A 26,272-nucleotide genomic window follows, 5' to 3' on the forward strand; every position below is an offset into this window, starting at 1 on the left:
ACATATAACCAAACCATTCTTTTATGTTAACCAACTCTGAGAAACAAGTATTTAGGAAAGAGATTTTTTGTCACCTTGATGGTATTGCTGTTGCGCCAATAGCCTATTCTTTATTCAAAAACAAGGTCACAGAGTACTTACTAGATAACCGTGATGAATTATCAATTTCTACTATTGCATCTAATTTAAAAGCCAATGAAGGATATTTAAATGTTGCGTTAAGAGTTATAAGTGCACAAGGTTGGTTAGACTACCATACACAAGATGGTAATGTAATCATAAAAACAAATTCTCTTTCAAAACCTGCTTTCGAACATTTTAAATTGTACAAAGATGTTGTTGATCTATTAGAATATTCTGGAAAATTTCACCCTCGAAAATTTGCACTAGAGCCTTTTCATAAACTAGAAAAACTTTTCAAAAAACATCAGAATAAGTTTGATATTGTTTTTGATAAAGATACATCCATAAAAAAAATTCAACACCAAATCCTTAAACATATTGAAGGAATATTGGTTGGCCCTACGACTGTGCATTTGGGTATGGGAGGCATGTTTCATAAATATTTTATGGAAGCTTCTTTTAGTGCAGATGAATATCATAAACATCCAGAAAGTTTTGACACGATTCTAACATTTTTAAGTTCTCTGGGATGGTTTAGCAAATCAAAAAGCAACTATACTTTTACCAAAAAAGGGTTGTTTTTTGCCAAGAGAGCGTCTGCTTATGGCGTAACGGTTTCCTACATACCTATGTTTAGACAAATAGATGAATTACTTTTTGGCAACCCAAAGGTTTTATGGGAGTCTAACCTAGATAAAGAAATACATGTTGACAGAGAAATGAATGTTTGGGGAAGTGGTGGTGCACACGCAACCTATTTCAAAAAAATTGACGAAATCATTATTAACCTATTTAACAAACCCATTGATGAACAACCTAAAGGAATTTTGGATATGGGATGTGGTAATGGTGCTTTTCTAATTCACCTTTTTGAAGTGATCGCATCAAAAACTTTAAGAGGCAAGCATCTGGATGACCACCCTTTATTTTTGGTAGGTGCCGATTTTAACAAAGCCGCTTTAAAAGTTACTAGAGCAAACCTAATACAAGCTGATATCTGGGCAAAAGTAATTTGGGGAGATATTAGCGATCCTGATTTATTACAAAAAGATTTAAAAGAGAATTATGCCATAGAATTAAGTGATTTATTATCGGTGAGAACATTTCTTGATCACAATAGAGTATGGAGCAACCCAACTTCTCTAATTGATTCTCCTAGTCTTTCTTCTGGTGCATTCGCGTATAGAGGCAAAAGATTATCGAATGATGATGTAGAACGTAATTTAAAAGATCATTTTAAAAAGTGGAAACCGTATATCATTAAATTTGGCTTAATTGTTATAGAGCTTCATACCATTTCTCCAGAATTGACCTCGCAAAATATCGGTAAGACGGCGGCTACCGCATATGATGCGACACATGGTTTTTCTGATCAATATATTCTTGAAATAGCATCTTTTATAAAAATCCTTAAAGAAGTGGGACTTCAGAGCGATCCAAATTATTTCTCTAAATTCCCAAGCTCTGATCTGGCAACTGTAAGCATTAATTATATTATCGGTAAATAAAAAAAGCCCCGGCTGATGACTTCCGAAGCTTTTTAGGTATTCATATGTTTTACAATTTTATTCTTCTACGATACGCACAGGCATCCTAAATACTTTAGCTTCAAAGTCATATTGTGCTCCTACTTTTTTATAATTTAATCGACTCTTAATAAAAGTATCTAGGGTTTCACTTTTAGAATCAACAGATAACACTACAATTTCACCTTTACTATTTAAAGTAAATGTTACATAAGCAATTAATTCTTTTTCAATTTTAAAAGATGGTTTCTTTAATAATGTTTTAATCTCTTTATTGAGAGCATTTTCTATTTTTGTTGGATTAGTACCCGCACTTGCGATACTACCTACTGCAAAGGCAACTGCCAAAAGTAATACATTCAATTTTTTCATGATCTATTCGTTTTTATTGATTTATACTTATAAGACCATTGATTATTCAAATTTGTTACACTAAAAAGGAATATTTAACACAGATTAACAAACTAACTAAATGTAATTAATACAGAAATCTCTTAAAAAAGCCGCCCTCAGCTCTTATGTTAATTTCTTGTAAACTGGGTAATTACATCTTTATGTTTTGGAAATTGTTGAATTAAGTCTTTTCTTTCTGCTAGTTCGAAATCAGCAAAATCAAAACCGGGAGCCACCGTACACCCTACTAATGCGTATCCATTTTGTTTTGACAAACCAGATGCAAACCAAGCACCTGCAGGTACTACTAATTGTGGAAATTCACCATTATCAATATCCATCCCTACGACATGTTTTTCATATACCCCGTGTACATCTATCACATGGATATCTATAGCATTTCCTTCATAAAAATGCCATATTTCGTCTTGCTTAATTCTATGAAATGCAGAAAAATTATCAGCGGTAAGTAAAAAATAAATAGCTGTACAAAAGTTACGCTGTGCTCCAAATTCATCGCTTAGTGCTTCTTTAGGAATAACACCCTTGCTTCTATAAGTTTCTTTAAAAAAACCACCTTCAGGATGTGGTTTCATATCTAATTTTTGAACTATTTTTTCGATTCTTCTTTCCATCCAATTATCTCTAAAAAAAGAAGCGATCTTGAAAAAGATCGCTTCTAAAATATATTATTTAGATTGAATACAAAACTATGCTAACACGTTTTGTACTTTATCTGCTGCCTCTTGAAATTCTACAGCACTTTGCACATCCAGACCACTATTATCGATCAATTCTTTTGCAATATCTGCATTTGTTCCTTGTAGACGAACAATAATTGGTACGTTAATAGCATCTCCCATATTCTTATAAGCATCTACCACACCTTGTGCAACTCTATCACAACGAACAATACCTCCAAAGATATTTATCAAAATCGCTTTTACATTAGGATCTTTCAAAATAATTCTAAAAGCTGTTTCTACACGTTTTGCATCTGCAGTACCACCAACGTCAAGGAAGTTTGCTGGCTCTCCTCCTGCTTGCTTAATCAAATCCATTGTAGCCATTGCAAGACCTGCTCCATTTACCATACACCCAACGTTTCCGTCTAGATCAACATAGTTAAGCCCTACTTCTTTTGCTTCAACTTCTATTTCATTTTCTTCTCGAATATCACGCATATCAACATAATTCTTATGACGATATAATGCATTTTCATCTAAGGTTACCTTAGCATCTACTGCCATGATTTTATCATCACTTGTCTTAAGAACAGGGTTGATTTCAAACAAAGATGCATCAGACTTCACATAAGCTGTATATAAAGCCATTACAAATTTTGTCATTTCTTTAAATGCACCCCCGCTTAAACCAAGATTAAATGCGACTCTTCTAGCTTGAAAAGGAAGTAAACCTACTGAAGGATCTACTTCTTCTGTAAAAATTAAATGAGGTGTTTCTTCTGCAACGGTTTCAATATCCATTCCTCCTTCTGTAGAATACATGATCATATTACGACCAGAAGCACGGTTTAACAATACAGACATATAAAATTCATCTGGTTCACTATCACCAGGATAATACACATCCTCTGCCACCAATACCTGATGAACTTTCTTTCCTTCTGCAGATGTCTGAGGAGTAATTAAGTTCATTCCTATGATATTTCCTGCTATCTCTTCTACTTCCTGAAGGTTTTTAGCCAGCTTAACACCTCCACCTTTTCCTCGTCCACCAGCATGAACTTGTGCTTTAATCACATGCCATCCTGTACCGGTTTCTGCTGTAAGTTGTTTTGCTGCAGCTACAGCTTCGTTTGCATTTTGTGCAACAATACCACGCTGAATACGTACGCCAAAGCTGCTTAATATTTCTTTACCCTGATACTCGTGTAAATTCATAATGTTCTTTTATTTTACCTTTTTTAATAGGAGTTCCAAAAATATAAAAAGTGAAGTTACTGTGCCAATCTTTTTTAGTAAAAAACAATACCTCTATTAATCCCTGATAATTCTACAAGAAAACAGCTTTTTATAACACTTTTACATCTGAAAATCTTTGTAATCCAGTGGGTCAAAATTCCTAAAATGACCATTCATCTTAATCATTTTTTTTGCTCTATTCATTTCTCTTACCACAGGAATGGTAATCTTAATGTGTTCTATTAAATACTTTAAACGCTCTAGTTCATTTCGAAGTTTTAGCAAATGGTACTCCTGGCGTAATGTGAGTGCCACCTTATGTGCCACCTGATAACTTATAAAAGGTATTTTAAAAACAGGGGGAGAATCAATCGTTAATTCTAAATACAAAACAGCAATCTTAGTAAGTAATTCTTCTTGCAAACCAACCGTACCATCGCTTTCATTTTCTATAAATTCGACATCTGCACCTGCATAAAGCTTACCCGGAAATTGCTTATAAAAGTTTTTAATTTTGAAAACTCGTAACCCTTCGCATACGACATCACTCTCTCCATTAGGGTATTGCTTAGCAACTTTAATAAGTTTTACCTCTGTACCATATTCTAATTTTTTGTCAATTACCGTAGGAATCCCAAAAGTACCCCCTCCTTGACTATCTTGTATTAATTCCTGATATCTTTTTTCAAAAATATGCAAGGGCAATTGTTCTCCTGGATAAACTACTGTTTGTAAAGGAAAAAGAGGAATCATATTTTTTTTATTAAAAATACTAATTCATGAAATTTATCCTCTTAAACGCACGTTAAAAAAACAAAATATCATTCTTATCTTTTTTTTCTCATGAACCTATTAATATTTCTAATTTTATTGATAATTTCGTACGCTTAAATTTATACCAAAATGGAAAATGAAAATTTATTAGCAATTGCAAGAGAATTTGGGAGTCCGGTATATGTATACGACTCTTCAAAAATTAGTTCACAATACAATCGTCTTACAAATGCTTTTAAACAGGTAAAACGGTTAAAGTTAAATTATGCAGTTAAGGCATTATCAAATCTTGCTATTTTAAAGTTAATAAATTCATTTGGTGCTGGTCTTGACACAGTTTCTATACAAGAGGTAAAACTAGGGATTAAAGCAGGAGTTAAACCTTCTGATATTGTATTTACTCCTAATGGGGTTTCTTTAGAAGAAATCGAAGAAGTTTCTGCACTAGGAGTACAAATCAATATAGACAACCTTTCTATCTTAGAACAATTTGGCACGAAGCATCCAAAAGTACCTGTATGTATCCGTATCAATCCACATGTAATGGCTGGAGGAAATCGTAAAATTTCTGTGGGGCACATTGACAGTAAGTTTGGAATATCCATACACCAGATACCGCATATTTTAAGAATTGTCGAAAATACCGGTATGCATATTAATGGTGTTCACATGCATACAGGAAGTGATATTCTTGATGTTGAAGTATTCTTACATGCCAGTGAAATACTTTTTGAGACTGCCAAGAATTTTAAAAATCTTGATTTTATAGATTTTGGAAGTGGCTTTAAAGTACCTTATAAAGCAGGTGACATAGAAACCAATATTGAAGAATTTGGAGAAAAGCTAACAAAGCGTTTTAATAGCTTTTGTAAAGAATACGGTAAAGAACTTACACTTGGTTTTGAACCTGGTAAATTTTTGGTAAGTGAAGCAGGGTATTTTCTTGCTAATGTGAATGTAGTAAAGCAAACTACATCTATGGTATTTGCAGGAATCGATACTGGTTTTAACCACCTAATACGCCCTATGTTCTACAACTCGCACCATGATATTATAAACATTTCCAACCCTAAAGGAAAAGAACGTTTTTACTCTGTGGTAGGATATATTTGTGAAACTGATACATTTGCCACTAATAGAAGAATTTCTGAAATCAATGAAGGTGACATTGTTGCTTTTAAAAATGCCGGAGCTTATTGTTTTTCTATGGCCAGCAATTACAATTCACGTTATCGCCCAGCAGAAGTGCTTTGGCATAACGGAGAAGCTCATTTAATTCGTAAAAGAGAAACATTCGAGGATCTTACAAAAAATCAGGTAGATATAGATTTAACTGCAAAACCAAAAAAAGTAAAAGCATAAAATCAAACCATTTACCTATATAGGTAATAGACAAATAAATATCAAAAAAAAACCGTTCATATTTGAACGGTTTTTTTATTGAAAGACTAGAGGGACATACCTCAATCTTACATATTTCTTATATTTTTGACCAAATACTCTAGGCCATTTATTTTTAATTCGTAAATAGTTTGAAGTTGATCACCTAGTTTTCCCTTAGGAAAACCTTTATTATGATACCAAACCACATAAGGCTCAGGTAAATCTATAAGATATCTATCCTTATATTTACCGTAAGGCATTTTTGCATGTGCTAATTTGACTAGAAAATCTTTGTTAGGTAATATTTGCATGTGACAAGAAGACTAAGAAGAGGGCTTATTAGCGTAGTCGCGGTAATACCACATCAACGTTTCTACTTTTTTCTCCCACTTTTTTTGTGCTTCTTTGTTTCTGGAGTGATCGGTTTCTTCATCATAACGTTCTTGCATATTTACTCGCATTCTTTCTACCAACTTATACATTTTATTAAGATCTCTACGAATGTTTTTCCCAGCTACATAATCCTTTAATCTTTTTCTCATGATCCTAGCATGTAACTCAGAGATATCAAAATGTAATTGCTCATGTGAAAGTAATTCATCCGACATTTGTCCCTTTTTCACCCAAGATAATGACGGGTAGCAAAAGCTATCTACCTGATAATTTAATTCAATACTTCCTTTATCCTTACCATACGACCACTGATAGGTAATCCCGGTATTTACACTAGCATCAAAGTTACTTTTCACATTAGGTCTTCCCCTAAAATCAGACCATTCCAATTCACTTCTCTCTGTATAAGAGAATTTACCTACATAACCATTATTGCCAGCAAAAAATAAAAATAAAATAATAGTAAAAAACTTACTCATAATTGCAAACAATTATGCCCAATAAAAGTTGTATTAACCTATTTTTGAGGCGCCAAGGAGACAATATGGGGCAAATATTGTGCGTGCTCTTTAAAAATAGTCTTGCTTAAATATTTAATAAAATTACATCAATTAAAATATACATTTTTTTGAATATAACCTAATCAAATTTATGTTTGTTTTCCTCGTATTTTCTCTACTTCAATTATAATGCCAAGAAAAAATATCAACTTATAAAAAATGAGAAAAATATTACAAATCCAAATATATACAAATTTTATCTTTTTTAATTGATTGATATCTATAATATTTACATCTTTTTGAAAAAAACTATAAAAATCACTTTAAATTTTAAAAAAATAGTCTTACCTAATTACAAAACCTTCATTAACAGTCTCAAAAAACTTTAATCCTCGATTACTGTTAATTTTAAATCGTCTTCGAATTTTATCAAATAAGTTGCTTTATTATAATAACCCCCAAGCTCTTTTTTCGAATAATTAAATTTGTTTCCAACATACTCTGTCGTTCTTTCAAAAGAAGAACCGTGATATATGTCATCGGCAGTCCCCAATCGCATTAAAATATCGTACGTAATATCGAACCCTCTTACAGCCCAATTATTTGGATATATACCATACTCTTTTTTATACTTCTTTTCAAATGCACTTGTTTCTTCATTCACTATACTATTACCATCTTCATCTTCTTCGGCATCAAACTCCTTATCTACCGATGGATAGTGTAAATGTAATTTTGATAAGTGATTATTTTTTATATTATCATCATCAAAAGCACCATTTTTATCTGTAGTAAATAAAGTAATCTTATGGCTCTCTGCCTTGGCATTAAGCAAAGGGATTACATTAGCGATCATAGCTACATCATCAGATTCAAGAAAAACCCAATTTGGTTTATTTTTATCTAAAACCTTTGCTAATCTCACTTCATACACATAATTACCTTCTTCAATTTTAGCTATCTTGGCCTCAGGAAATTTGGTTATTAATTTTTCCTTTATCTTCTCATGCTTTTTCCCTTTTTGCACAATAATCACAATATTCTTATCTGTAGAATCTTTTTCTACAAAGGATATTATTTTTTCTTGAAGCATTTCATTAGAAGGGTTCGTTTGAAAAAAGTTATCATACATACTTAACTCTCTTCTTGATGCTGGCGAAAATACTGCCGTATTATATTTTTTTAATTCTGCCGCAACTACTTCTGCATTCGTTTGATACAGTGGACCTATTACAACATCCGTCTCGTCAAAATTGTTTTCGTTTATCAATTCTGTTATATACTCTTTATTATTACTCTTTTGCGTATCGTAAACGGTAAGATCTGTTGTTACTCCATTTGCTTTTGCAGAATCTACAGCAATTAAAATCCCACTATACAAATCTAAAACAATCCTAAGGTTTTTCTTATTTTTAAGATATTCTCCTGTTTCCTTTATTGCTTCAACCTTTAAAGTATCTAAACAAAATGGTAACATTACCGCTATCTTTTTTGGAGTGAAATTATAAAGACTCTTTCTTAAATCAACATACTTCCCTTTACTTAGTTCTGATGGTATCCCCAAAGTATCTTTTGGAATAGTAATCACCATTCCCGCTTTTAAACCATCTCTTAAATAAGGATTCATTTTAAATAATGAATCCGAAGAAATACCAGTACGATTTAAAATACGAAAAATAGTTTCCTTGGGCTTAACTTCATACAATTCGAATCCAGGCTTAATAGCTTCTTCGAACGAAACAAAAACAGTGGTTGGAACAACAATCTCACTACCTATAGGAAAATTAGGATTCATATTAGGATTGAGTTGCTCTAACTCTGTAGTAGTAATACCGTGTCTTCTGGCAATACCATATTTGGTGTCTTTGGGTTTTATAATATACTTGGTAGTGGTTGATAATCTCGAATCCACGCTATCTTTTATAACAGTAACAGTTTCCACAGGTTCATCGGCATACACTGGTATCCTAATAATATCCTTCTTTTTAATCTGCTCTGAGTACAATCTCTTATTATTTCTTTTGATATCCTCTACCGTAATTTTATAAAACTTTGATATCCCATACAATGTTTCCTTTCTTTTTACCTTATGAGAAATAAAACGAATAATCTTAGGTTCTTTAGGTACTACTTTTAAATCTTCAAGTACCTTATCCTTTCCAGCATCAGTAGTTTCATCGATAGCAACTTGATCTTTTTGCCTTATTTTCCCAACATTAAGAACTTGACCTATGTTAAGTCCTTTTTCTGCCTCAGGATTAAGAAGGTAAATTGTCTCTGTAGTAACATTATATTTCTTTGAAAGACTATAAACCGTATCTCCTTTTTCTACTATATGGGTATTATACTCCTGATTATTTACTATAGGTATTGCTAATATTTCTCCTTCAGAAACACCATCCTTTGCTGTAGGATTAATTTTATATATAGCTTCTACGGTAGTATTATACCGTTTAGCAATTCTATATACATTTTCACCTTTCACCACCTTATGACTTTTATACTGTTGAGCAAAAGTCACACTTGCAGTGAAGAATATCAGAAAGACTAACAATAACTTTTTCATTTACTTCTTTGGTTTATTTTTTACTACCTATCTACAAAAAATAAGTGTTTTAATTTATTCCCATTCTATTGTTGCAGGAGGCTTAGAACTAATATCATATACTACTCTATTAACGCCTTTTACCCTATTTATTATTGCATTCGAGGTTTTTTGCAGAAACTCATAAGGGAGATTTACCCAATCTGCGGTCATTCCATCGGTACTTTCTACTGCTCTAAGTGCCACACAATTTTCATAAGTACGTTCATCACCCATTACACCAACACTTTGTACTGGCAATAGGATCGCCCCTGCTTGCCACACCTTGTTATAAAGTCCAGCTTCTTTTAACCCATTAATAAATATAGCATCTACTTCCTGCAAAACAGCTACTTTCTCACGAGTAATATCCCCTAAAATTCTAATAGCTAGTCCTGGGCCAGGAAAAGGATGTCTTCCTAATAATTCTGGGTCAATCCCCATAGAAGCTCCTACTCTACGCACCTCATCTTTAAACAACATTCGTAATGGTTCTACTACTTCTAATTTCATAAAATCCGGCAACCCTCCAACATTGTGATGTGACTTAATAGTTACAGAAGGCCCGTTTACAGATATAGATTCTATCACATCTGGATAAATTGTACCTTGTCCTAACCATTTTACGCCTTCAATTTTATTAGCTTCATCATCAAATACCTCGATAAATATTTTTCCAATAATTTTTCGTTTTCCTTCTGGATCACTTTCTCCTGCAAGAGCGTCCAAAAAGCGTGCCGAAGCATCTACTCCCTTAACATTAAGCCCCATGCCCTCATATTGTTTTAGCACAGAAGAAAACTCATCTTTACGAAGTAATCCATTGTTTACAAAAATACAGTACAAATTCTTCCCGATAGCCTTATGAAGTAATATAGCAGCCACAGTAGAGTCAACTCCTCCACTTAGTCCTAATACTACTTTATCATCTCCTAGCTTTCCTTTAAGATCTGCTACAGTTGCATCTACAAAAGAATCTGGAGTCCAATCTGGTTGAATTCCTGCAATTTTAATTAGAAAATTTTCTAATAATTTCTTTCCGTCCGTAGAGTGATATACTTCTGGATGAAATTGAATTGCATAAGTCTCTTCATCTTCTATTTTATATGCTGCATTTTCAACATCACCTGTACTTGCCAATCTAATGGCACCTGTTGGTAATTTCTTAATTGTATCACTATGACTCATCCATACTTGTGAGTCTTTTGATATCGTATCAAAAAACAGCTCTCCTTCTTTTACAAAGGATAAATTTGCACGACCATATTCTCTCGTATTCGATGGAGCTACTTCTCCCCCACTAAAATGTGCCAGATATTGTGCTCCATAACAAACTGCCAAAAGTGGCTTTTTACCTCTTATCTCTGACAAATCAGGATGCGGTGCATCTTCTGCTCTTACAGAAAATGGAGACCCCGAAAGGATAACAGCTTTAAAGTCTGATATGTTTTCTGGTAATTTATTATACGGGTGTATTTCGCAATAGGTATTTAGCTCTCTAACTCTTCTTGCAATAAGCTGGGTATACTGTGACCCAAAATCTAAAATAAGTACGTTGTTTTGCATAGGCAAAAATAAAATTAAATTGATAACCCTGAAATCTAAAAAGAGATAATTTTTACTTATTTATTTACATCCTATTTATAATTAAAAAGCTTTACTTCTTTTTCTAAAATATCAATCGAGTGATTTTCATTTTAATCTCTTCTATAACAAACTTCTCTAATTGCTTATTCACAAAAACACAAAACACTCTATCTTAAGCAATTAACAACTAATCGATACTTTTTTGCGTTTCGTCGACAAAAATCCTTCTTACCAATACAATCACTGTAATTTTACACCATAAACCTCTTAAAACCAACATATCATGAAAAATTCTATTCTTAAAACCGTACTCGTTATAGCCCTTATTTCTAACATACAATGTTTTGCAAGTAATACAGAATACAAAATTCAACCTGTGAGAATACACTTAACCGATACAACACAAAAAAAACCTCTGCATATTTTTCTTCAAGACTCTACCGATACCTCCTTAATAAAAAAGGAAGAAGGGTTAACAATATCTATTATCGATTTTATTAAGAACCATACCGATCCTTACAAAAGAAAATATGAAGCTAAAGGAAGCTGGATAAAAAGCACCAAATGGATTAAAGATCCGAATTGGATAAAAAAAGAATTGGTATAAGTAAAAATATTTAGGCTACATTCATATTTAAAACCGATGTTCCTGTTATGTTTTCAATATTAGAAACATTCCTTTCAATGGGTCAAGACACTCTAACAATATCGGTATTAAGTTTTCTCCGTATTCTAAATAAAATTCTGAAAAATTCTTATTTCGCTCTTGTAAACTGTAATTTGGAAATAATTCATTTTGAATAGTAGTTACTCGCTGTACATGATCTTTTAGTTTTCGTTTTTGAGCTTTTAGTAGTCGTTTTTCTAAATTACCAAGTCCTTTAAGCTGTTTAACCTCTTGAGCCTTTACCGCATTAAAAAATGTTTCATCGGTTTGTTTTGCCAACTCATACATTGCCTCAAATTGCTCTTTAAGATGTTTTTTTTGTAAACCAAAATCAATATTAATATTCGAGATCTTACGTACTTTTCTATTAATTAGCTCATGCTGTTTTAAAAACAACTCTTTATTGGTAATATTCAGTTTTTTTATTTTTTCGGTTTGTTTCTGAGTCTGAATCAATACAGAGTTGCGCAATAACAACATTGGAAAAGGCACTTCTACCTCCTCAAAATATTTTTTTAACTCTAACCAATATGCCAGTTCTCCTCCACCTCCTATATAACACAAGTTTGGCAATATCACTTCTTGGTACAAAGGACGCATCATTACATTAGGGCTAAATCTTTCTGGAGCTTCTGCCAAATACGACATGATTTCATTTTGACTCCATACTATTTCTGTATTATTAACAAAATAGCTTCCTTCTTTTTCTATAATCCGCTCTCGTACACCCTCTGTTATATAAAACAAATTTATTTCTCTTGGATTTACCTGAACCTTATATCCGGCTTCCTCTATTTGTTTAGAAGTTTTTATTACTTGATTATACGATACTTTCTCTCGCAATTCTTTTTCTGCGAAAGGAATAAATAGCTTTTTTAACATAGGATCATCCCCATCAACAATCACCAAACCATATTCTCCAAATAATTTATTAGCAAGTTTTCTGGTCGCAGAGGCCAAATTTGCGCTTTCAATATAGCATTCTCTAAACAATTGTTTCAGTTGGTCTGCATTTTTTCCATTCCCAATTTCAGACGCAAACGCTTCAAATACTTTATCAAGACCATTGGTATCAAATTTTCCAACAGCACCACCGTCAACACGATTCCACTGTACTTTTTTACCATAAAGATTAAAATAATTAATCTCATCAAAATCATGATCTTCTGTTGCCATCCAATAAACAGGAACAAAATTATATTCGGGATATTTTTCTTTTAAAGTCTTTGTAAGATTGATCGTTGATATAATTTTATATAAAAAATATAAGGGCCCTGCAAAAAGGTTTAACTGATGCCCTGTAACGATCGTAAACGTATTCTCATCTTTTAAAAGTTCGATATGAGTACCTGTAGCTTCAGAAAGTGCACAATCATTATATTGATTTATTAATGCTTCAAAAAGTATGTTTCTATGTTCTTTTGAAAATGATGCTTTTTTTTCTTCGATTTGATCAAAAAAGTTCTCTAACGTCGGAAATCGGTTATAAAAAGATTGTAGTTCATTCTTTTGATCTAAATAATCACAGATAAGAGGTGAAAAGTAATTTGTATCTCTAAACTGAATACGGTCAGTAGGCATATAGTATCTTTTTTTGATCGATAAATATACGGCAGATTGCAATTCAAAATCCTAAATTTTAGTTAATACAGATAATATCCTAAATTTAACTCGGTATTTTACGTCTGCTCATTTTCAAAATATATAAAAATGAGTCGTTATTAAATTTCAATCCTTGCTTCATTCTATGAAAAAACATTTATCGTTACTTTTTTTAATTACCACATTTTTAAGCTTTTCTCAAAATAAACTTCGCTCGCCTTCAGAATTTTTAGGATATGATATTGGAGAGCAATACACAAGACATGCCGATGTGGTAGAGTATTTTAATCATGTAGCTAAAAATTCTAACATGGTTACTTATCAAACCTATGGAAAAACAAATGAACGAAGACCCCTAACCTATGCTATTGTATCTTCTGAAGATAATATAAAGAATATCGAAACCATACGGTTAAACAATTTAAAAAACATCGGAATAGAAGAAGGTATTGCTTCTCCCGAAACTGCTATTGTATGGCTAAGCTATAATGTACATGGTAATGAAGCTTCTAGTACAGAGGCTGCCATGCAAACAATTTATGAGTTAATAACCCAAAAAAAAGAGTGGCTTACCAATACTATTGTGATTATTGATCCTTGTATGAATCCAGATGGTAGGGATCGGTATGCAAATTGGTACAACCAGGTTAAGGCAACTCCTTTTCAAGTTATTCCATCTGCAACAGAGCATCACGAACCATGGCCAGGAGGAAGGCCTAATCATTATTTATTTGACCTGAATCGCGATTGGGCATGGGCAACCCAGGTCGAATCCAGAGAACGTATTAAAATTTATAATCACTGGATGCCTCATATCCATGTTGATTTTCATGAACAAGGCATTAATGAACCTTATTATTTTGCTCCTGCAGCAGAGCCATTTCATGAAATTATCACTTCGTGGCAACGAGAATTCCAAACACAAATAGGCAAAAATCATGCTCGTTATTTTGATAAAGAAGGATGGTTGTTTTTTACCAGAGAACGCTTTGATCTACTATACCCAAGTTATGGAGATACATACCCTACATTTATGGGAGCTATCGGAATGACTTACGAGCAAGCAGGACATGGCAGAGCCGGACTAGGTATCAAAACTAATGAAGGTTTTGTATTAACTTTAAAAGATCGTGTTTTACATCATACCACCACAGGCCTTTCTACTGTCGAAATATCTTCAAAAAATGCTAAGAAATTAAATTCTGAATTTAAAAAGTTCTTTATCAACCCAAATCTAAAATATAAAAGTTATGTTCTTAATGGGGAAGCCGACAAAATTAATGCGCTAGCTAACCTATTAGACTTACATGGTATAGAGTATGGTTTTACAAAAACTCAAAAAATATCAGGTTTTAATTTTAAAACAAATAAACAGGGGAGTATTAATTCATACGGCGCACTTGTTGTAAACACCAACCAACCCAAAGGCAATATGGTAAAAGTTCTTTTTGAACCCAACACCAAATTAACCGATCCTCTTACTTATGATATTACTGCTTGGGGAATTCCACATACTTATGGTTTAGACGCTATTGCGTCAACTTCATTGGTTCCTTATGACTATAAAAAAGAAGCTGTTTTATTAGAAAACGAGACTAATCCAGAAGGAGCAGGATATATTGCCAAATGGACTAGTATAAATGATGCGGCATTTATGGCTGACCTCTTAAAACACAAAATCAAAGTTCGATATAGTGAAAAGGATTTTAGCAACAATTCTAAGCTTTTTAAAAAAGGTAGCTTAATCATTACCAAAAGTGATAATCGAAACGACCCTAGTTACAACAAAACAGTTGTGGATATTGCCAATAAACATCATAGAAAATTACATATCGCTACTACAAGTTTTTCTAACAACGGAATCGATTTTGGGTCTCCAGAAGTAAAATTGATACAAAATAAGAGAATTGCTGTACTAAAAGGTAACTATACATCTTCATTAAGTTATGGTGAAATATGGCACTTTTTTGAACAACAACTTAAATTCCCAATTGTATCCATAGACACTGACTACTTTAAAAGAACTGATCTTACTAATTTTGATGTACTTATTCTTCCTAATGGAGATTACACAAACTACATTGATGAAGAAACTTTAAGATCATTACAAAAATGGATTCGTAATGGAGGAAAAATAATTGCTATCTCGAATGCTGTTAATACTTTTCTTGATAAAAAAGGATTCGATCTTAGTAAAAACACTGTTGAAACGAAGGAAAATGATTCTATTGGCAACCTTATTCCTTATGATCAAAGGGAACGCGAAAGCGTAAAAGATCTTATAACCGGAAGTATATTTAAAACCAAAATTGATGCTTCTCATCCTATGGCTTTCGGCTATAAGGATACTTATTTTAGTCTAAAACTAGGAAATGATTCTTTTAAATTTTTGACACATGGGTACAATATAGCATATATCGAGAAACAACAGAATGTATCCGGTTTTGCTGGAAAAAATGCATTAAAAGGCTTAAACAATTCACTCGTATTTGGTGAAGTAAACATGGGGAATGGAAGTGTAATTTATATGGTAGACAATCCGCTTTTTAGGTCCTTTTGGGAGAATGGAAAACTATTCTTTGTAAACGCTATATTTCTAACCAACAACAATATTTAGAAATTAAAAAATTAATGATCATGATTCACTCACAACCAAAACTAATTTTTAAAGTGATAACTTTATCCGTTGTTCTACTTTATATTAGTTGCAATCAAAAAAAAGAAATCGTGAAAACCAATACAGAGCCACTCAAGACCTCCAATATTTTATTATTAGAATGGACGGGGCCTTATGGTGGTATTCCTGCTTTTGATAAGATGAGTATTTCTGATGTAAAACCCGCATTAGAAAAAGGAATGAAACTCAAACTTGCTGAAATAGATGAGATTACAAGTAACTCGGCATCTCCTACTTTTGAAAACACAATGGTTGCACTAGAAAAATCAGGAAAAGATTTAAATAGAGTTTTTGCTTACTACGGGATTCTAAGCAGTAATATGTCCTCACCAGAGTTTAGAGAAATTCAAAAAGAAATGGCTCCTAAAATATCAGAGTTTACTTCTAAAATATCTCAAAACGAACAACTTTTTCAACGTATAAAAACAGTATACAACAACTCATTAACAACTCCTCTAGCACCAGATCAACAACGTGTTACCCTATTAACATATGAATCTTTTGCTATGAATGGTGCAGAACTAAACTCTGAGAAAAAGAAACGTTACGCCAAAATAAATAAAGAATTATCAGAACTTTACACTCGTTTCTCTAACAATGTTTTGGCAGATGAAGAAGAATACGTCACTTACCTTACCAAGGAGCAATTAAGCGGTTTATCAGAATCATTAATAAAAGCATATGCCACAGCTGCAAAAGAAAGAGGGCAAGAAGGAAAATATGCCATCACTAATACAAGATCTTCAATGAATCCTTTTTTAACTTATTCTGATGAACGAGAATTGCGTAAAAAAGTATGGACTACCTATTATTCAAGAGGTGATAACGGAGATGATAAGGATAATAATCAAATTATTATAGAAATTTTAAAATTAAGAAAAGAACGTGTCTCGTTGCTAGGGTATGATAATTTTGCTAATTGGCGTTTACAAAATCGTATGGCCAAAAACCCAGAAAACGCTCTAAAGTTAATGAATGCAGTATGGCCTGCCGCTATTGCACGCGTGAAAGAAGAGGTAACAGACATGCAAAATATTGCAAACACCAATGGAGATAACCTAACCATTGAGCCATGGGATTATCGATACTATGCAGAAAAAGTACGAAAACAAAAATACGATTTGGACTCTGACGAAGTTAAAAACTACTTACAATTAGACAAGTTGAGAGAAGCTATGTTCTTTGTTGCTGGAGAATTATTTGATTATGCTTTTACTCCAATCAAACAAGGTACTGTACCCGTATTTCACGAAGATGTAAAAGTTTGGGAAGTAACACACAAAACTACTGCCGAGCATATCGGCTTGTGGTATCTGGATCCATTTTCCAGAACGGGAAAACGATCAGGAGCTTGGGCAAACACCTATAGAGGTCACACAACATTTGATGGTAAAAAAACGGTGTTGGCATCCAACAATTCTAATTTTGTAAAACCAGCTCCAGGAGAAGCAACTCTTATTTCATGGGATGACGCTACCACATTTTTTCATGAATTTGGCCATGCGTTACATTTCCTTTCTTCAGAAGTAAGGTACCCTACTCTTAATGGCGGTGTACGTGATTATACCGAATTTCAATCACAACTATTAGAACGTTGGCTCTCTACAGACAAGGTTATCAACAATTATTTGGTTCATTATAAAACAGGAAAACCGATACCAAAGGAACTTGTCGAAAAAATAAAAAAAGCTGCTACTTTTAATCAGGGATTTGCTACTACAGAATACCTTGCTTCGGCATTAATAGATATGAAACTACACCTGGCAGATCCAGCAAACATCAATATGGATACTTTTGAAAAAGAAACACTTGATTCTTTAAAAATGCCTAGAGAATTAGTAATGAGGCATCGTACACCTCATTTTGGACACGTGTTCTCTGGCGAAGGTTATGCTACAGCATATTATGGATATATGTGGGCAGATGTGCTTACTTCTGACGCTGCTGAAGCATTTGCAGAAGCGCCTGACGGGTTTTATGATAAAGATGTATCTGCAAAATTAGTAAAATACCTCTTTGCACCACGTAATGCTATGGATCCTGCAGAAGCCTATCAAAAATTTAGAGGACGTGATGCTAAAATTGAAGCTTTAATGAAGGATAAAGGTTTTCCGGTTAATTAGAGTTAAATTTAGATGAGTTGAAGTTATTTTAAAACAAGTTTTGAGTACTAACTTTTATAGTATACAATTTTCAAATAAAAATTTCGCATATAATCACATTCTTTTTATACTATATATTTTCTTTATAAAACAGAACAATAGCTACCATCAATCTAGCGAAAAATTGTTGTAATTGTTGACATGAAAATTGTTCCACAAATGATGTAAAGCCAATTATTGATGTGAGGATTATTCCGCAAGTAGTGCAAAGAGATTTGCTATTAAAAAAATTCACAGTTTTTAATTCGCTCTTTGTCTGTCTCCTCAAGCCCTTCGATAAACTTAGGACAGGTCAAGTTAAGAGGTATGTATTTAGGTTAATCTAAGTATTAGCTGGACCTAATCGTAAAATGTGATTAGTTGTCCTACAAATGTGTAGCAACCAAACTTAGGTTATCAGATTAAATACAACAAACCATGCTTTTAATCGATTATTTTATTATGGTTTTGTTAAAACAAATTTCTTTAACGTTTTCTTAAAGGATAATCGAGATTATTTAAACAACTTTATCAATGATTATTTAACTGATAATCAAAATTTAATACAAACTCAACTCAACAATTATGAAAAACAATTATGCGCCCCTGATATTACTATCGGGTAAGCTGTTAAGCAACCTACAGAATTCAAACTCTTTTGTTCTTTTTTTACTTTTATTTTTTCATTTTCTCACTTTTGGGCAAACACCAGTTCAAAAATCAAGAATCATACTTCAAAATAAACAAGCAAAACTTATAAAGTTGCAAAAAGAAAGCTATGAAAAATCCCAAATTCAAAGAAAAGAAGCATTTGACGCAGCAAAAAAAAACGGATGGAAAATTAAAATTAAATCTTCTAATGGAGGATATTCTGAACTTCAAAGATTAGGTCCAAATAAAGAACCCATTTATTTTACTACACTTAATACCGATGCCGCCAAATCAACAAGAACTAATTACCTTCATTCGGGAGGGGCTTTGGGACTAAATTTAAATGGGCAAAACATGATAGCTCATGTATGGGATGCTGGACATGCCAGAATAACACATCAAGAATACGATGGGCCTGGAGCAACCAATAGAGTAAGTATAGAAGACGCTAATACAGAAACGGGAGGAATACAATTAAACGACCATGCCGCTCATGTTTCTGGAATCATCGCTGCATCTGGTGTTAATCCTAGCGCAAAAGGAATGGCTCCCCAAGCAAGAGTCAAAGGGTATAAATGGACAGATGATATTGCCGAAGTAGCCGCTGAGGCTGCCAATGGAATGTTAATCTCTAATCACTCCTATAGCCTTGCCGGTAGTCGAATACCAGATCAATGGTTCGGTGCCTATATTGAAGAGTCGAAAAAATGGGATGAGATTATGTTTAATGCCCCATTTTATCTCATGGTAGTTGGTGCTGGGAACGACGGACAAATCACTACGTATAATGCACAACCACTAGATGGAAACTCATCCTATGATCAACTAAAAGGAAAAGCTCTTGTCAAAAATAATTTGGTTGTGGCTAATGCCTTAGATGCAACAATCGATAATGATGGGTCATTAAATTCTGTTTCTATCTGGAAAGGAAGTAGTCGAGGTCCTTCAGATGAATATCGCATTAAACCAGATATTGCTGGTAATGGTGCAATTCTACTCTCAACAGGAGAAACAAGTGACGACAATTACATCTATATGTCGGGTACATCTATGGCTTCTCCCAACGTAGCTGGAACCCTATTATTATTACAGCAACATTACAATAACTTAAATGGAAATTTCATGAAGGCGGCTACACTAAAAGGCTTAGCTCTTCACACTGCTGATGATATGGAAACCCCGGGACCAGATGCTGCCACCGGATGGGGGCTATTGAATGGTAAATTCGCAGCCGAAACCATAACCAACAAAGACAATTCTTCAAAAATTGAAGAGTTAACCCTTAACAATAACCAAAACTATATTATTACTGTTGATTCTGATGGAACCTCTCCGTTACTAGCCTCTATTTCATGGACAGACAGGCCTGGAACCGTAGTAACTGCTTTAAACTCAAAAAACTCTATACTTGTAAATGACCTTGACCTTAGAATAACTAAAGGAAATACAACGTATCAACCACACAAACTGACTAGCATTACGACAAATGGTACTGGCGACAATAACGTCGATCCATTTGAAAGAATTGATGTTATAAATGCATCAGGAACCTATACCATTACTGTTACTCACAAAGGAACTTTAACAGGAGGTAGTCAAAAATTTTCTTTGATCGTAACCGGTGTGACAAACAATACTTCGATATGTACTGCTACTGTACCTACCGGAATAACACCTTCTGGAGTAAACACCAGTTCTGCCAATATAATCTGGGATAATGTATCTGAAGCCACCTATGATCTTAGATATCGCCAAACAGGAACCAGTAATTGGACTACAATTTCTGTAAATAATACATCGAGTACAATCACAGGATTAACAGCTGCTACAGTCTATGAGGCACAAGTAAGAAGTAAATGTTCTGATGGCAGTACTTCTAACTATAGTAACTCTATCAACTTTACCACTACAACCACTCAATTAAACTATTGTTCAGCTCAAGGTAACGACGCATCTGAAGAGTATATTGGCAGGGTTCAATTAGGGTCAATAAATAATTCTTCTGTAGTTGGAAATGGCTATACCGACCATACCTCTATCTCTACCAGCTTATCTAAAGGGGTATCCAATACTATTACCGTTACTCCAACCTGGACCGGTTCAACGTTCAATGAAGCATATGGTGCATGGATAGATTACAATCAGAATGGTGATTTTGAAGATGCCGGAGAACAAGTATGGACACAGTCTCGTACTCAAAACGCATCGGTAAGCGGATCATTTACAGTCCCCAATACAGCAACTAATGGAGCTACCAGAATGAGAGTCATTATGCGTTACAATACAGCACCATCTCCTTGTGGATCATTCAATTTTGGAGAGGTAGAAGATTATACGGTAACCATACAAGCGGGTGGCACAGGAACAAATGATATTTGTGAAGGTATAGCAGCGTGGAGTTCTTCACAAACGTATCAAACTGGCGACAAAGTAACCTATCAAGGAAATCTATATGAAAGAACTGCTACCGGTTGGACGAATCTAGGTGCGTGTGGTACCAACTCAAGAAATTCTCTTTTTGCAACACAAAGTGAAAAACAACTTCCTGAAGAAAATCGCTTGATCATACATCCAAACCCAGTTACCAATGGCTATCTAAACATACAAACAAACACACTAGAAATCAAAAGATATACAATTATTAACACGCTTGGACAAACTATTCAGCAAGGAACATTTACTATCCAAATTAATCTTAAAAATTTAGAATCAGGTATATATACCTTACAAACCAAAAATCATAGCAAACGTTTCATAATCCAATAAAACTCTTAAATTTTAAAAAAAAGCTCCAAAATCAAGTTTGATTTTGGAGCTTTTGTTATTTAAACCCACCTTACGGCTTTTTATAATTAGTTTCAACTAAATATCCTAAAGTGTTTTTATGATTCTCTTATCTAGTTAATCTTGTTTCAACTTATAATCTATTTGTCGCAACCCTCTATCTACATAAAAATTACCTTGCAAAAATGAACCAAAATATCCTAATCCTCCTCCTACAGGGTTAAAAATATCTTTATCTTTAAAAATATGGCTTGAAGGTATCGAATACTTCTCATCTTTAAAAGTTTCTGGTAACTCTTCATATTTCAGCATACTGGTTTGTTCTATTTCTTGCTTTCCATTTACCATATCTGTGATTACAACAGTGAAATCCCGTTTAAACTCGATTGTCATTGGTTCTATTCCCTCCCAGGCTTTTTCGACATTCTCATCAAATATAGGTGTCGCACTCACAAATTCATAAACCCCAGGCATCATTGTATATATTTTTTCAAACATAACAACTTCTACATACAATCCTGGTAATTCATTTATGGTGGTTCTATTTTGAGGATCTTCAAAATACGCTGGTAACTCTACATTATCAGGAGACCAATTCGTAAACCTTCCATCCTGGCTCTCCAATTCTATAAAATATCTTTTTTCTCCATCAATAACACCAGCTGGTATCTTTACATTCTCTCCAAACTTAATTGTTTTACTAAACAGTACATTTTTTTTACTTTGCCAATCTTCTTTAGACTTATAAAGATCTAATTTATAAGCTAATGCTTCTTCAACAAAACCAGAACTCGAAAGATTAAGGTTCATACCATCAATAAAAGGGTCTGGATTCTTTATTTCATCTTCTTTACTACAAGAAATACAAGCAATAGCTACAATTATTAGCAAAAGCATTTTTTTCATTACTATATTATTTTAGGGTGTGTTTTATAGGAAATATCTTAATGTAACATACTAGATACTAACCTAAAATTACTTACTTTTTTCTGTAGCAAATGTAAACCAAGTATTCCTAAAAAAACAAATGAATTAGCTTTCGATTCTAAAAACTTGTTCGAATACATTAATCTTTAGCAATAAAGCATCTAAAAGAAGTGCCTAGATGTTTTTTACAAAAAAAACTTAAAAATTCTGTGATGATTTTTAAGAACAATAATTCAACTGTCCACCAATTGAGTAAAAAATTGCTAAATCACTTCACCATACAAATCAAAATCTTCTGCCTCATAAATCTTTACGGTTGCAAAATCTCCTGTTTTTAGATAATATTTAGAAGCATCTATTAGAACTTCATTATCTACATCTGGAGAATCAAACTCTGTACGGCCAATAAAATAATTTCCTTCTTTACGGTCTACAACAATTCTAAATTCTTGCCCTATTTTTTGCTGATTTAACTCCCATGAAATTTGTGATTGAATTTCCATAATCTTATTAGCGCGTTCCATCTTTACTTCTTCAGGAACATCGTCTTCTAGGCTAAAGGCATGTGTATTTTCTTCATGAGAATATGTAAAGCACCCTAAACGTTCGAAGCGCATTTCTTTGACCCAATCTCTTAAAGTCTCAAAATCTTCTTGTGTTTCTCCTGGGTATCCTACTATTAAGGTTGTTCTAATGGCCATTTCGGGAACCGCCTCTCTAAACTCTTTTAAAAGCTTTGTAGTTTTTGCTTTGGTAGTTCCCCGACGCATCGATTTTAATACAGGGTCTGCAATATGTTGTAATGGGATATCAATATAATTACATACTTTAGGCTCTTCTTTCATTACCTTAAGCACTTCCATAGGAAAACCAGTAGGAAACGCGTAGTGTAATCGAATCCATTCTATTCCTTCTACTTTAACCAATTCCTTAAGCAAATCGGCAAGTTTTCTTTCTTTATAGAGGTCTAAGCCATAATAGGTAAGATCTTGTGCTATCAAAACCAGCTCTTTAACTCCATCCGCTGCTAATTTTTCTGCTTCGACGACTAATTCTTCTATCGGGGTAGACTTATGTTTTCCCCTCATTAAAGGTATTGCACAAAAGGAACATGGCCGATCACATCCTTCGGCTATTTTAAGATATGCATAATTTTTGGGAGTGGTTGTTAATCTTTCTCCTATCAATTCATGCTTATAATCTGCTCCCAACGCTTTTAAAAGACCTGGCAACTCGGTCGTTCCGAAATACTGATCCACATCAGGAATTTCTTCTTCCAAATCAGGCTTGTATCGTTCTGATAAGCAACCGGTAACAAAAACCTTATCTACTTCTCCTTCTTCTTTCTTATGCACATACTCTAAGATAGTATTTACAGATTCTTCTTTAGCATTAGCAATAAAACCACATGTATTTATAACAACGATGTTCCCTTCTTCTTCATGAACTACCTCTTTGTTATTGGCACGTAATTGTCCCATGAGGACTTCACTATCATATACATTTTTGCTACAACCTAATGTAACAACATTGATTTTATTCTTCTTTAATGTCTTTGTTCTCATATCTTTTGGATAAGGGTGTGCAAAGATACAAGGATTAACCTAAGTATAGATATAATACTCTTCTATTTATAAGAAAAGTTAAAAAATAACTCTAGAATAAACTTTGAAAGATATAACAAACAATAATAAGAAGTTCAGTAATGAACTTTTGATCCTTACTGGTATCTTATTTAAAGAAGGAATCTACAAACTCGTATTTATTAAATACTTGTAAATCCTCTATTCCTTCTCCTACACCTATATATTTTACAGGAATCTTAAATTGATCACTAATTCCGATAACCACACCGCCTTTTGCAGTACCATCTAACTTTGTAACTGCCAAAGAGGTAACCTCTGTTGCAGCGGTAAATTGTTTAGCTTGTTCAAAAGCATTTTGACCCGTAGAACCATCCAAAACTAACAATACATCATGAGGAGCATCAGGAATTACTTTTTGCATAACCCGCTTTACTTTGGTTAATTCGTTCATCAAATTAACTTTATTATGCAACCTACCTGCCGTATCAATAATAATAACATCGGCATCCTGATTAACTCCAGATTGCAAAGTATCGAATGCTACAGAAGCTGGGTCACTTCCCATATCCTGTTTTACAATAGGAACATCTACTCTATCCGCCCAAACCTGTAATTGATCAATCGCTGCAGCTCTAAAAGTATCAGCAGCTCCCAATACCACTTTTAATCCTTTATTCTTAAATTGATGAGCTAATTTACCTATGGTAGTGGTCTTACCAACCCCATTCACTCCTACTACCATCAAAACATACGGTTTTTTGCTTGAAGGCACCTCAAAGTCTGTAGCTTCACCTGTATTTGTTTCTGAAAGTAATCCTGCTATTTCTTCTCGTAAGATTTGATTTAGCTCATCTGTACCAAGATATTTGTCTTTTGCTACTCGATTTTCAATTCGCTCTATAATTCGAATTGTTGTTTTCACTCCAACATCACTGGTAACCAATATTTCTTCCAGGTCATCAAGTACATTGTCATCTACTTTAGACTTACCGGCTACTGCTTTACTTAATTTTGTAAAGAAACTTGCCTTAGACTTCTCTAACCCTTTATCAAGTGTTTCTTTTTTCTCTGAAGAAAATATTTTTTTAAAAATCCCCATCTGTATTATTCGATATACTAAAAAATTAAAAAACTTACAACAGAAATTGTATTGGTTAAATATAAAAAGAAAGAGCCATTCCAATAGAATTGAAACGGCTACTTTTTAAATTTTATATAAGAAAAACTACTTTTTCTTTAAAAAGTCGTTTACTGCTTCTGGTGCCATAATAGATTCAACAAAAGTATATGCTCCTGTTTTTGGAGATTTAACCATTTTGATGGCTTTTGTTAATCTTTTTGATCCTGTCTGTAACGATGCTACTGATTTCTTTGCCATGTCTAATTATTTTATTTCTTTATGAACAGTCATCTTCTTAAGAATAGGATTAAATTTCTTAATCTCTATTCTATCCGGAGTATTCTTTTTGTTCTTTGTTGTAATATATCTTGATGTACCCGGTTTACCAGAAGCTTTATGCTCTGTACATTCTAATATTACCTGTACTCTGTTGCCTTTCTTTGCCATTATTATGTATCTTTTAAAAGGAGATTATTTACTTAAAAAACCTTTTGCTCTTGCTTCTTTTAAAACAGCAGAGATTCCGTTTTTATTTATATTTTTTAACGCAGATGTAGACACTTTAAGTGTTACCCAACGATCTTCTTCTGGAATATAAAAACGTTTTTTAATTAAATTCGCATTGAATTTACGTTTTGTTTTATTCATTGCATGAGAAACATTATTCCCCACCATTGCTTTTTTACCTGTAAGCTCGCAAACTCTTGACATCTCTTCTTAATTTTGGTGTTATTTCAAAACAGGGTGCAAATTAACGAATTATTTACCTAACAACCAATAATAATTGTGTTATTTTTTATTATTTTTTAGGGTTACCCATTTAGTTCGCAATGGTTTTTACTTGTTTGATAGTAACAGGCTGATGCATTACACATCGCTCTACTATTTTATCGAGTATTGATACTCTGTGATTTCTTCGGTTAAATCTA

The 26,272-nt window shown here is 33.3% G+C and carries 21 protein-coding genes; 6 read left to right on the forward strand and 15 right to left on the reverse strand.

Going from position 1 to position 26,272, the window contains the following annotated elements; all coding sequences use genetic code 11:
- Positions 1-23: 23 nt before the first annotated feature.
- A complete protein-coding gene (locus ABW636_RS19745) occupies positions 24-1,631 on the forward strand; it encodes a class I SAM-dependent methyltransferase (protein WP_367591812.1) in 1,608 nt (535 codons plus the stop codon).
- A gap of 57 nt (positions 1,632-1,688) precedes the next feature.
- Here ABW636_RS19745 and ABW636_RS19750 read toward each other — a convergent pair whose 3' ends face one another.
- The 4 genes from ABW636_RS19750 to ABW636_RS19765 all read right to left on the reverse strand — a co-directional run bounded on the left by ABW636_RS19750 (position 1,689) and on the right by ABW636_RS19765 (position 4,720).
- On the reverse strand, positions 1,689-2,021 hold the full coding sequence (locus ABW636_RS19750; RefSeq protein WP_367591813.1) for a hypothetical protein: 333 nt from the start codon (positions 2,019-2,021) through the stop codon (positions 1,689-1,691).
- Between the two features lie 149 nt (positions 2,022-2,170).
- Positions 2,171-2,677, reverse strand: coding sequence for a cupin domain-containing protein (locus ABW636_RS19755; RefSeq protein WP_367591814.1), 507 nt, complete (start codon positions 2,675-2,677; stop codon positions 2,171-2,173).
- A gap of 75 nt (positions 2,678-2,752) precedes the next feature.
- Positions 2,753-3,946 carry an ADP-forming succinate--CoA ligase subunit beta gene (sucC, locus tag ABW636_RS19760; RefSeq protein ID WP_367591815.1) on the reverse strand — a complete coding sequence of 398 codons (1,194 nt, stop codon included), beginning with the start codon at positions 3,944-3,946 and terminating at the stop codon, positions 2,753-2,755.
- A gap of 141 nt (positions 3,947-4,087) precedes the next feature.
- On the reverse strand, positions 4,088-4,720 hold the full coding sequence (locus ABW636_RS19765; protein ID WP_367591816.1) for an LON peptidase substrate-binding domain-containing protein: 633 nt from the start codon (positions 4,718-4,720) through the stop codon (positions 4,088-4,090).
- 150 nt (positions 4,721-4,870) lie between these two features.
- On the opposite strand from ABW636_RS19765, the gene lysA reads away from it, so the two are divergent.
- Positions 4,871-6,103, forward strand: a complete 1,233-nt coding sequence (gene lysA / locus ABW636_RS19770) for a diaminopimelate decarboxylase (RefSeq protein ID WP_367591817.1) — start codon at positions 4,871-4,873, stop codon at positions 6,101-6,103.
- 107 nt (positions 6,104-6,210) lie between these two features.
- Here lysA and ABW636_RS19775 read toward each other — a convergent pair whose 3' ends face one another.
- The 4 genes from ABW636_RS19775 to guaA all read right to left on the reverse strand — a co-directional run bounded on the left by ABW636_RS19775 (position 6,211) and on the right by guaA (position 11,167).
- Positions 6,211-6,435: a DUF3820 family protein gene (locus tag ABW636_RS19775; RefSeq protein ID WP_367591818.1), complete on the reverse strand. Its 225-nt coding sequence runs from the start codon at positions 6,433-6,435 to the stop codon at positions 6,211-6,213.
- Positions 6,436-6,447: 12 nt separating this feature from the next.
- Positions 6,448-6,996 (reverse strand): DUF922 domain-containing protein, encoded by a 549-nt coding sequence (locus ABW636_RS19780; protein ID WP_367591819.1) that lies wholly within the window; start codon positions 6,994-6,996, stop codon positions 6,448-6,450.
- A gap of 406 nt (positions 6,997-7,402) precedes the next feature.
- Positions 7,403-9,583: a LysM peptidoglycan-binding domain-containing protein gene (locus ABW636_RS19785; RefSeq protein WP_367591820.1), complete on the reverse strand. Its 2,181-nt coding sequence runs from the start codon at positions 9,581-9,583 to the stop codon at positions 7,403-7,405.
- A 54-nt stretch (positions 9,584-9,637) separates the two neighbouring features.
- Entirely contained in the window at positions 9,638-11,167 is a 1,530-nt protein-coding gene (gene guaA / locus ABW636_RS19790; RefSeq protein ID WP_367591821.1) for a glutamine-hydrolyzing GMP synthase, read from the reverse strand.
- 304 nt (positions 11,168-11,471) lie between these two features.
- On the opposite strand from guaA, the gene ABW636_RS19795 reads away from it, so the two are divergent.
- Positions 11,472-11,795 (forward strand): hypothetical protein, encoded by a 324-nt coding sequence (locus ABW636_RS19795; RefSeq protein ID WP_367591822.1) that lies wholly within the window; start codon positions 11,472-11,474, stop codon positions 11,793-11,795.
- Positions 11,796-11,840: 45 nt separating this feature from the next.
- On the opposite strand, the gene bshC is transcribed toward ABW636_RS19795, so the two are convergent.
- Positions 11,841-13,436, reverse strand: coding sequence for a bacillithiol biosynthesis cysteine-adding enzyme BshC (gene bshC / locus ABW636_RS19800; RefSeq protein ID WP_367591823.1), 1,596 nt, complete (start codon positions 13,434-13,436; stop codon positions 11,841-11,843).
- Between the two features lie 166 nt (positions 13,437-13,602).
- On the opposite strand from bshC, the gene ABW636_RS19805 reads away from it, so the two are divergent.
- From ABW636_RS19805 to ABW636_RS19815, 3 genes are all read left to right on the forward strand, one after another.
- On the forward strand, positions 13,603-16,074 hold the full coding sequence (locus ABW636_RS19805) for a M14 family metallopeptidase (protein WP_367591824.1): 2,472 nt from the start codon (positions 13,603-13,605) through the stop codon (positions 16,072-16,074).
- 20 nt (positions 16,075-16,094) lie between these two features.
- Positions 16,095-18,257, forward strand: coding sequence for a M3 family metallopeptidase (locus tag ABW636_RS19810; RefSeq protein WP_367591825.1), 2,163 nt, complete (start codon positions 16,095-16,097; stop codon positions 18,255-18,257).
- Between the two features lie 780 nt (positions 18,258-19,037).
- Positions 19,038-21,692 carry a S8 family serine peptidase gene (locus tag ABW636_RS19815; protein WP_367591826.1) on the forward strand — a complete coding sequence of 885 codons (2,655 nt, stop codon included), beginning with the start codon at positions 19,038-19,040 and terminating at the stop codon, positions 21,690-21,692.
- Positions 21,693-21,827: 135 nt separating this feature from the next.
- On the opposite strand, the gene ABW636_RS19820 is transcribed toward ABW636_RS19815, so the two are convergent.
- The 6 genes from ABW636_RS19820 to rpmB all read right to left on the reverse strand — a co-directional run bounded on the left by ABW636_RS19820 (position 21,828) and on the right by rpmB (position 26,054).
- Complete coding sequence (locus tag ABW636_RS19820) at positions 21,828-22,616, reverse strand: hypothetical protein (protein WP_367591827.1); 789 nt, start codon at positions 22,614-22,616, stop codon at positions 21,828-21,830.
- 284 nt (positions 22,617-22,900) lie between these two features.
- On the reverse strand, positions 22,901-24,202 hold the full coding sequence (gene rimO / locus ABW636_RS19825; protein ID WP_367591828.1) for a 30S ribosomal protein S12 methylthiotransferase RimO: 1,302 nt from the start codon (positions 24,200-24,202) through the stop codon (positions 22,901-22,903).
- 166 nt (positions 24,203-24,368) lie between these two features.
- Entirely contained in the window at positions 24,369-25,322 is a 954-nt protein-coding gene (ftsY, locus tag ABW636_RS19830; RefSeq protein WP_367591829.1) for a signal recognition particle-docking protein FtsY, read from the reverse strand.
- Between the two features lie 126 nt (positions 25,323-25,448).
- The gene (locus ABW636_RS19835) at positions 25,449-25,601 is read right to left on the reverse strand and encodes a DUF4295 domain-containing protein (RefSeq protein ID WP_101449883.1); all 153 of its coding nucleotides are present in this window, start codon (positions 25,599-25,601) and stop codon (positions 25,449-25,451) included.
- A 6-nt stretch (positions 25,602-25,607) separates the two neighbouring features.
- On the reverse strand, positions 25,608-25,790 hold the full coding sequence (gene rpmG / locus ABW636_RS19840) for a 50S ribosomal protein L33 (protein ID WP_062059694.1): 183 nt from the start codon (positions 25,788-25,790) through the stop codon (positions 25,608-25,610).
- Positions 25,791-25,814: 24 nt separating this feature from the next.
- A complete protein-coding gene (gene rpmB / locus ABW636_RS19845; RefSeq protein WP_367591830.1) occupies positions 25,815-26,054 on the reverse strand; it encodes a 50S ribosomal protein L28 in 240 nt (79 codons plus the stop codon).
- Between the last annotated feature and the right edge of the window lie 218 nt (positions 26,055-26,272).

The organism is Aquimarina discodermiae, from assembly GCF_040786235.1.
Lineage (GTDB): Bacteria > Bacteroidota > Bacteroidia > Flavobacteriales > Flavobacteriaceae > Aquimarina.